Source organism: Bradyrhizobium sp. 23AC (genome assembly GCF_054863025.1).
Genome location: NZ_JAVAYN010000268.1, coordinates 1 through 246 on the forward strand (window position 1 = coordinate 1; position 246 = coordinate 246).

General features: G+C 65.4%; 1 pseudogene. It reads left to right on the plus strand.

The features are described 5' to 3' along the window. Positions 1–246 (plus strand): annotated as a pseudogene (locus RAD10_RS42385) (calcium-binding protein); the annotation flags it as partial.

The following is a 246-nucleotide window of genomic DNA, read 5'->3' on the forward strand; positions in this document are numbered from 1 at the left end:
TCTCCGACACGCTGCTGGGCAGCAGCTTCAACAACAACTTCACCGGTCTTGGCGGCGACGACTACATCGACGGCCGCACCGGCTTCGACATGGCCATCTACAACAGCCTCAGCACGGTCACGGGTGGTGTCAGCGTCGACATGGCTGCGGGCACGGCGACCGGCGACGGGTCGATCGGCACCGACACGCTGCGTTCGATCGAGGGCATTCAGGGCACGGGCTACGCCGACAGCTATGTGGCGACGG